This is a genomic window from Parabacteroides sp. merdae-related_45_40, assembly GCF_001915675.1.
The window spans coordinates 1-9,427 of sequence record NZ_MNQY01000078.1 but is presented as its reverse complement, the minus strand read 5'-3'; the positions used below and the strand labels follow the sequence as shown (position 1 = coordinate 9,427).

Genomic DNA, 9,427 nt, shown 5'->3' with positions numbered 1-9,427 from the left:
CTATTATATTCGTTTTTACATTTGTTTATTCGATTATTTTATATGCTTTTTCAAAAGTAACAGAAGGCAATATGTTGGTTTCCAATCATATGATAAAAATATCCTGTTTCAGGAGTGATAGAGGCAGTGATACAGGAAAACATCCTGTATCACTGCTATAACGCTTGAATATCAATATCTGAAACTTTTGTAGTGATAGAGTGATAGAAGATTTGCAGAAAAACTGATTCTTCGTCACTTTCAGGGTAGTTCAAGCACATGATTGCTAGACTGACCGCAGACCGGACTCCTTGATGCGTACCGGACAATGTTACATAATAGGAACTGTTGATTTATAGTCCATAGATAAAGCCCTTTAGCATATTTGCTGCCCCGAAAGTGACGAAGAACCAATATTTATATGAAATACGGTATTTAGTTGTGATTTTGGTGCGATTACTTCAGTGCGCTCCTTAAAAAAGACGAGGTTCTCAAACCTATTTCCAATCCCATCATTAGCAAGTAACATTTTCTAAAGTTAGGTGAAAATTTTATGCCACATGGGGCGATAGGAAAGGGCCAAATTCCCGGAATGAAAAAAGGACTGTGGAAGCAGCCCTTACACAGTGATGTAAAAAGGGGTTGGTCGTACGTGTCGTGCAAGGGGAATATAAACGTAACAGATTGAAAAACTGTAAATAGCATCGGGTGAAAACTGTATAAGGAGGAACGTGCGATATCTGTGGAAAATTTTTCCGAAAATACTGTTTTGTGAAAATGCATTTAGAAAACTCCTGGCAGGTTTTCTAATAAAAATGTAAGAGTTTTTTCTAAAATACTAATATCATTTGATAATCAAATATTATTTTCATATCAAAAATCTACAAAAAAAATGACTAAAATAAACGATCGTTTTTTTTAGTCATTCAAAAGTCAACATTTTTTTTCAATCTTCCAAACTTTTTCAAAATAAAAACGCCTTAATTATCAATAGTTATCGTAAAATTTCACTTAGGATATTATCTAAACCCGCATCCAGCCTAAAAATGACTAAAAAAAACGATCGTTTTCGGTCGTCAAAATACATGATGTTGCTATTGTTAACTATTTTTCTAGAAATGAATAAGATAGGGTAAAGTTAGTGATGTGAGAAAAGTATAAGGAAATAGATTATTCAATAAACTTAATATTAATAATTTAATAGGGTAAAATTATGAAAACAAGATTACTTATGTTGTTATCAGTCTTTATGGCGATAACGAGTGTGGGATGGATGCAAGCTCAATCTATTACTTATTACAAGACTGGGAGTGGATCAGGAGGTACAGGAACCGAACAAGATCCTATTGTGAAAATATCGTTGGACGAAATTTTGAGGGATGCTAATGCTAAAACTGAATCAGACAGTATTGTGGTTAGTCTATCGAATGGAGACTATACTGCTGCATCCGGAACTTTCCTGATTACAAAATCCGGGATTAGTATTATTGGGACTGATTCTAATAAAGTTGTCATAAAGTCTCCGTTCGATATAACTCTTTCCGAAAAGGGAAATATTTCTTTTAGTTCTTTGCAAATTGCAGCAACAACGGCGACGGGAAGAGGCTTAGTCGATATTAAATCATCCAATACAACGGTTTCCTTTCTTGACGTTAAATTGAATATTGAAGGGGCTGGTACTGCCGATGGTGGCTCTACGACTTGTTTTGGTATCGTTTCCCAACTTGAAGTTGATAATAATACGGTGAATTTTGTCGCTTCCCATATGTATATGTCAAAAGGTTTTCAGAGAGGATTATGTTTTAGGGATGGAGCCGGACATACACTTAATATGGAGAATAGCAAAATTGACGGACCAGCAGGTGCTTCTGGTTATTCGTATGTGATCGGTATCGGTTCTTGGCCGAGAATGACTTTGGTCAAAGATCCGGTTACATATAATATAAAAAACTCAGTAGTTGATGTAAACTATTATGCCCTGTTTACTAATAATCAAAAGGCTTCTGCTGTACCGGTTGTTATCAATATTGAAGGGAGTGATATTACAGCTTGGTCTGCTTTGTACTTGCGTGGCGATCAAGTTCAGGATGCTTTCCCTCATACTGTGAAAATAAGTGATACCCGATTGAACGGACGTTCTTATTTTAATGGACCGTCCGATGGTTTTGGAACAATTGTATTGGATAATTGCCAAAAAATGGATTTGACAATGGATTCGAAGTGTCGTATCACGGCAACCAATAAGAAAATCCAATCGAGTGTCAATACCTATATGGTTGTAGCCGATATCCGTAACAACACTAAAGGAACTTGGAAAATTGTCCCTGTGGATGCTGATACTTGTCTTATTCAGTCTAATAATGATATATATACACCGACTTTATTTACTTTGGCATCAACGGCAGCATTAACTATAAATGGCATCGAAAATGTAAAATTCCAGTCGGAGGGAGGTAAACCCTGTATTACCGTTTATAAGCAAGACGGCTCTTTACGAAATGCCGCCAGTGATATAACAACATTGCTGACAAAAATTTCGATTTTGGATGGTGATAAAGTTGTTTTCCCGGAAGGTTCTTTTACTTTTCCTCAGAAATTTGTCTTGGATAAATCTCTTACGATAGAGGGGGCCGGCAAAGACAAAACAACCCTTACCGGAACAGTCCAAGTGACAGCAACATATGGTACAAAAGTAAATTTCAATAATTTGCATTTGTCTGCCTCTTCGACTGATGTACATGCAATTGAAGTAGGAACGGATAAAGGTAATGAAGCTCCAGATATTACTATAACTGATTGCATGATTGATAATGCAAATAATGGTGTGCGATTGATGGGTGCCGGGGCTAAACTGACATTGAAGAATACGGATATCACAGCTCGCTATTATGGGGTAAGTGTTCGCAATGAAAAACAGACAGTATCGATTGATGGTGGTACGATTAAAGGGTGGGCTGCAATAATGACAAGTGCCGGCGGTTTGACGACCGGTGATGGGACATTGGCAAGTACAGGTACGTCTATAGATATAAAGAATGCCACACTGAAATCAGCTACTATTTCAAATGAGGGATATGGAGTCATTGTATTACAAGAAAAATATAATGGTGTGACGCTCGCCATTGACGGTTCTACTTTGGAGGCTACTGATGAGAATATAGGTACTAACGAGGCGGGTGTACGTGCCTTGTCTGCATTGGATATCCGCTCTTATGGGAATAAGGTTACTGTTAAGGGTAGCCATCTTTCGGCTCTTTATGGTGAAAATTATTATAAGCTGGAAGGAAAAACTTTACATGCCGCTATTATTAATTTAGGCTGGCATGGCTCTGGTGATAAATCTGTATTGGCAGACAATACGATTGAAATCACTAATTCTCAATTGAACGGAAAAATCGGTGAAAATCCAGTTTATTCATATCGGGATAAAGAAGAGAAAGCGCATGATAAGTTGACTATAAATGGAAAAACTTATGATCCGGCTTCCGGACTTATTTGTTATGGTGAACAGGATTTGCAAAGCAAGCTCGATCATGCAATTGCGGGTGAGACTATACTGCTTCCTGTTGGAACGTATGAGTTAAGCAAGCAGTTGACAATCAAAGAAGCTGTGATCTTGCAGGGTACGATTACCGATAAAGATTCCACAATTCTTATTGCAGCCGATGATTGGTCCGGTTCAGATGGAAGCAGTAAGCATCTTGTTAGTATTCAGGCAAACGATGTAGCTTTGAAAAACTTGGTAATAGATGGGTCTAAATCTCTAGCAGAAGGTTCAGGTAGTGGTATTAATGTCTACATATCAACTGGCGTTACATTGGATAATATAATCTCAAGAAACAATAAAGCAGCCGGTCTGATCGTAAACGGCTCAACTGTTTCTGCAACCAATTTCTGTACTTCCGGTAACGAATGGTATGGTGTAAATGTGGATAAAGGACAAGAAGTTACAGAATCTCCTGCATTTATAATCGGTTCGGGATGTTGCTTTGCAGAAAAAGTTGCCATTAAATCTGATGCTGTGGATGCACCCGCAAGTTATGTCGTTGGTAACGGATGGTTCAAAACAAAGGTAACAGAAGGAGACAAAACTTTTTCTGTTTGGGTTAACGGTGCTACCGGCGGTTTGGACTTTGCGATTACTTCTGTTCCGGCATCCGTTATCTACGGACAGCCTACTTTGCCGTTGCTGACAAATGTTGACAGTGCTTATTATAAAGCTGGAAAAGTTAAGATTACTGTCGATAACGAGGCGGTAGTGAAAATAGAAAAAGACTCTTTGCAGATATTGAAACCGGGTAAGGTTAATCTAACTTTGGCTGTGGGTGATACTGCTGTTACACAGTCTTTGGATGTTCTGAAAAAGACATTGACTATCACGGGTATTACGGCTACGACAAGACCCTATAATGGTAGCAAAGAGGTTGGTTTGGTTACAACCGATATGAAAGTGGACGGTCTTGTGGGGGATCATACTTCTGAAGGTGTTATTACTGTTCCGACTACAGGTGAAGCTCTTTCTGCTGACGCTGGCGTACAGCCGGTGACCGTAACGGCTGCTTTGAAAGATAGTTATGGTGACTATTACGAACTGGCAGAAATAACCGGTGTGATGGATACGATCAAGAAAGTGAAACTGATTTATAAAACTGCCACTTCGGATGCAATAGACTTTGGTAAGGTTAGTACCAAAACTTTCACAGCAGCTTTGGCTGATGGAACTGCATTTGTAAATGGCGAAGATGCGAGTGTTTTAGGTGGTACACTCCAATTTGATTGCCCGGCAACCGATGTATCTTTAGCAGGTAAGTATCCTATAATGCCTTATGGCTATACTTCCAATAATTACGAAATCTATTATAAAGCTGATTCACTTCAAGTGAATGCTGTTGCACCGAAAGCTGAAATCACGGCTGTAACAGTAAATGGAGTAGGCGATCAGGCTTCTATATCTGTTGTTGGCCGTATCTTGTCCAATGGTGGTACACCGACTGATCAGTTGAAGGCGACAGTTATACCGAAAACAGATGGCTCTGGCCCTGGAACAACTGTCAATGTTGCAAAGGACGGTACTTTCAAAACTGAAAATATAAAACTTACAGCCGCAATGTATACAGTAGAACTTACAGTTGTAGCAAACGAAACTCTTGTTTCTGATACAGTAACTTCCGGAGAAGTTAATTTGGCTGCAAAATTGCAAAATGTAAACTTCACATCGGTTCCTGCCCGTATGACTTACGGAAGTACAGCCGGTATAGCTGTTGCAAGTACGGAAGCTGATGCCAAGCTTGTTTATACTATTACAGGTGAAGCCATAAAGTTCAATTCTGATTCGACAGAAGTAGAAGCTGTAAAAGCAGGAGAGGCTACTGTAACGATAACAGCTACTAAAGCGGAGTACGTAACAGCTATCGCTAAACAAACGATTAAGGTTGAACCTAAATTGGTAACGGTCAAAGCTGTTGCAAAGGATAAGGTTTATGATGGTAAACTTGATGCCGAAGTTTCTTTTACGGCTGAAGGTATTTTGGAAAAAGATGCATCATTGGTTACTCTCAATACTACAAGTGTAGCAGGCACTTTTACAGATAAGAACGCCAGTGAAAGTGCGAAGACTGTAATTCTTAAAGGCGAATGTTCTTTGAATAACAATACTGGTAACTATGTCTTGGCTCAACCGGCTAATCCGACAGCCAAAATATCAAAAGCCAAGATCACTTCCATTTTCGCATCTAACGTGAAGCGCAGTTACAAAACAACTTCATTGTCTTATAAATTGGATGCTGAAGGTCTTGTAAATGGTGAACTGATTACTACACCGGGCTTATACACCGGAACAATCAGTGTGAAAGAGGCATCAGGCAAATATTCTATAGATATGACTGGTGTTACGTTCCGTAATTACGATTACGCAGGTGTTCAACCGATCGGAGGTGATGTTTCCATTATAAAGGGAATTCCGACTATCGTAACTTATAATACGGAAGGAAATGCTGGTGCTGCAGGCATGGTTGTCGATAACGGTGGCTGGGAAAATCTCGGCACACCGGAAATTGCTGATGCAACAGAAACAGGGAAAGTATTTGCAAGGTTGACATATCCTGATGGAATCGTAACCGGTAATACTATCATTAAAGAAAAGCAAGCACCTGCTGTAACGATCAGCTTGGAAAATGTCGCTTCTGCTTCTTACTATTCCCGTAAAGCTCCGATGACAAAGGCTGTCGGTAGCCAGCTTGGCTATAGTGAAGAAAAAGTCTTGAACATAACTGTCAGTGGAACCTATACGGTGGAATCGACAACCCCTTCCGTAATTACTGTATATAAGAAGAACGATGATAAGTATTATATTAAGGGAACAGGTGTAGGAACAGGTGCTATCCTGGTTAAAGTAGGTGACGCTGTTGCTTCTAAGACTATTGATGTGGTTCCTGCTACATTGAATGTGACTGTGTCCGGCCAAAATAAAGAGTATGACGGTACAACAACAGCCAATATCGCATTGCTGTTGGATGCAGCCGAAGGTGCTTCTCTTGATTTGGAAGGTGTATCGTTCAACTATACAAGCAAAGATGCAGGTAATAAAAGTATTCTTCCGTCAAAAGATATTGTTCTGAAAGGAAATAATGCAGATAACTATGAGTTGAAAGCCATATCCTTGAGTGGTGAAATCTCTAAACGTACACTGATTGTGACCAGCCAGATAAGTAAATATTATGATGGAACCAATACAATTGATTTGACGGATTATTCTGCAACGGGATTATTGACAGAAGAGACCGTACCGACAGTTACGGCAACATTTACCGGCGATGCCAATGTCGGTTTAGATAAGGATATCAAGCTAGCATTGAAGGATAATAATAGTAACTATGTTTTAGCTACCGAAGGCAATACGGCTAAAGGTAATATTTCTAAATCTACGTTGGAGGCAACTTTGCCGGAAAAGGCAACAGATGCGACTAATTTAAAGAATAATATTACATATGTAGTTCGTGAATCAGGTGAAACGGTTAAAGCTAATGCTGGTGTTAACCAATATGTAACTGTTACAGGTTCTAATCCATTCTCTGTAAAAGCAACAGATAATGACAATTGCGTTATCATTGTGAATAATACGGCTGTAACCAAGTCCGACCCTGTTACTCCTCCTTCTGGTGGTGATGGAGACGAAAACGTTACGATCTCTTTGGATGCAACGACAAAAGCTCTTCCACGTCTCGAAGAATTCGTTTTGGAAGCAACTGTTTCTCCTTCCGGTAAAACAGTGACATGGAGCAGTAGCGATCCGACGATCGCCAGCGTGACAGCCGATGGCAACAAGGTAACCGTAAAGGGGCTTAAAGTCGGAACAGCTACGATCACAGCTAAGATCGGTGACGTGATCGCTACTTGTGAAGTGACGGTTGACTTTGCAACCGGCCTTGAAGAAGCCCTTGCCAATACGGAAGTGTTTGGAAGAAAGGGAAATATTTATGTGAATCCGATTCAGTCGCTACAAGTGACCGTTGTGAACATGATCGGTAAGATCGTCTACAATGCACGTATCAGTAGCTATGCGCGAATACCGGTAACAAAAGGCATTTACATTGTGAAATTAACCAATGTCGGAAATACGAAAGTTATTAAGGTAAATGTATACTAATCCATATTTAGTATTGAATGAGAAAGGGCGTCCACGAGGATGCCCTTTTTTGTTTCTTTTCGTTTCCTGACAGTCCGGTATCCCCTCCCTGCTTATGCCAAAAAAGAAACTCTCTTCTTTTCACTCTCTTTTTAATTTATATTTTGATCAATATGAGGTTATGCCTCATTCTATTATTTTGAGAAAACAGCCTATATAGGACGCAGTCCCATGCTATGTTAATTTATCTCATCCGGCCACGGGCAAGCCTTTCCTGTCGCCTTGAAAGATGGCCGTTGGGCATCTACTTTACGGAGGTGGTCGCCGAGTTCTTTGGAGAGGCGTTTGACGATTTCCGGGTGACGGGTGCTAAGGTCGTTCTTTTCGCCGATATCGTCGGAGATGTTGAACAGTTCTTTCTTGCCGGTACCGTAATAGTAAATCAGTTTCCAGTCGCCATTGCGGACCGCACAGTTGAAGTTGATGCCCGGACCGTCGTTGCCCCAGTTGTTCGGCATATTCCAGAAGAGGGAACGCCCTTTGGAAGGATCGCCCGTCCCGGTGAGCAGAGGAACGAAGCTGATGCCGTCGATAGGTTGCACCGTCTCGTAGTCCTTCACTCCGGCCATTTCCAGAATAGTCGGGTAGAAGTCTTCTATCAGCAGGTATTTGTCGCAACGGGTATTCGGTTGGGCTACTCCCGGCCAACTGACGATCATCGGTTCGCGGATACCCCCTTCGCAAAGGGAACCTTTGCCGCTCAGCAACGGATAGTTCTGCGTGTACAACGGGCCGTCACGCCATTCGGACGTAGAGGCAAGGCCGCCGTTATCGCTCATGAAGAGGATGATCGTATTGTCTGCCTCCCCGTTCTTTTCCAACCAGTCCATCAGATCGCCCAGGCTCTTGTCCATCCCTTCGATCAGGGTGGCGTAGGCTGCCTCATGGTCTGTCATTCCCTTCTTTTTGTATTTCTCGTAGAAGCGCATGTCCTTATTCAGTGGAATATGGATGGCATAGTGGGACATGTAGAGGTAGAACGGCTGGTTGTATTTCTTCGCCTTGTCGAGCGCCTTGATCGCCTCCAATGTCAAGGCTTCGGTAGCGAATGTTTCCGTGCCCCAATACTTTTCGAGGCCGGGGATGGACATCAGCGAAGTCGGTTTGCCGTCCTTCGTATGGCCGTAATTCTCTTCGCCTAAATAACTTGCCAGACCGCCGGCGGCATGACCGGCAATGTTGACTTCGAATCCCCAGTGGTGCGAGTGTCGATCGCGCCGAAATGGGCTTTCCCGCAGTGGATCGTATGATAACCGCTATTTTTCAGGAGCTGGACGAAAGAAGTCCCGACGAAGGTATTGTTGGTCCCCGGAACCTGACTGACGCCGTTGTAGTTCCAGTTCGGTATGTCGAGCAGGCTGTCTTTGCGGTCGGTCGTCTTGTTCTTCTGGAGCGTCCAGTTGGTGACACGGTGGCGGGCGGCATTCGTCCCCGTGATCAGGCTGCAACGGGACGGGGAGCTGATGCTACTGGCATACGCCTGGGTGAACATGACTCCCTGGCGGGCGAGTCGTTCCATGTTGGGCGTCTCGTAGACTTCGTTATAATGCGTCTTTTCTGTCCAGAAAGGCAGGGAAGTGTCTTCCCATCCCATATCGTCAACCATAAAGAGGATGATGTTCGGCCGCTTGGCAGGCTGGTCGGCTGCCTGCATGTTTCCTGTCTGGAAAGCGGGCAGGATTACTAAAGGCAATAAGATTCGTTTGTCCATCTTGTTTGTGTTTTTCGGTTTATATTCCTGTGAAAGTTACTGATATGACAAAG

At 41.8% G+C, this 9,427-nt stretch carries 1 protein-coding gene and 1 pseudogene; one reads left to right on the top strand and one right to left on the bottom strand.

The features are described 5' to 3' along the window. The first annotated feature begins 1,192 nt into the window (after positions 1-1,192). Positions 1,193-7,624 (top strand): YDG domain-containing protein, encoded by a 6,432-nt coding sequence (locus BHV83_RS10630; protein ID WP_286757500.1) that lies wholly within the window; start codon positions 1,193-1,195, stop codon positions 7,622-7,624. A 218-nt stretch (positions 7,625-7,842) separates the two neighbouring features. Here BHV83_RS10630 and BHV83_RS10625 read toward each other — a convergent pair. Continuing rightward, positions 7,843-9,374 (bottom strand): annotated as a pseudogene (locus BHV83_RS10625) (sulfatase). Between the last annotated feature and the right edge of the window lie 53 nt (positions 9,375-9,427).

Bases quoted from the DNA above. Each gene is read 5' to 3' on its own strand.
- BHV83_RS10630 (WP_286757500.1), top strand. From the start codon at position 1,193: ATGAAAACAAGATTACTTATGTTGTTATCAGTCTTTATGGCGATAACG.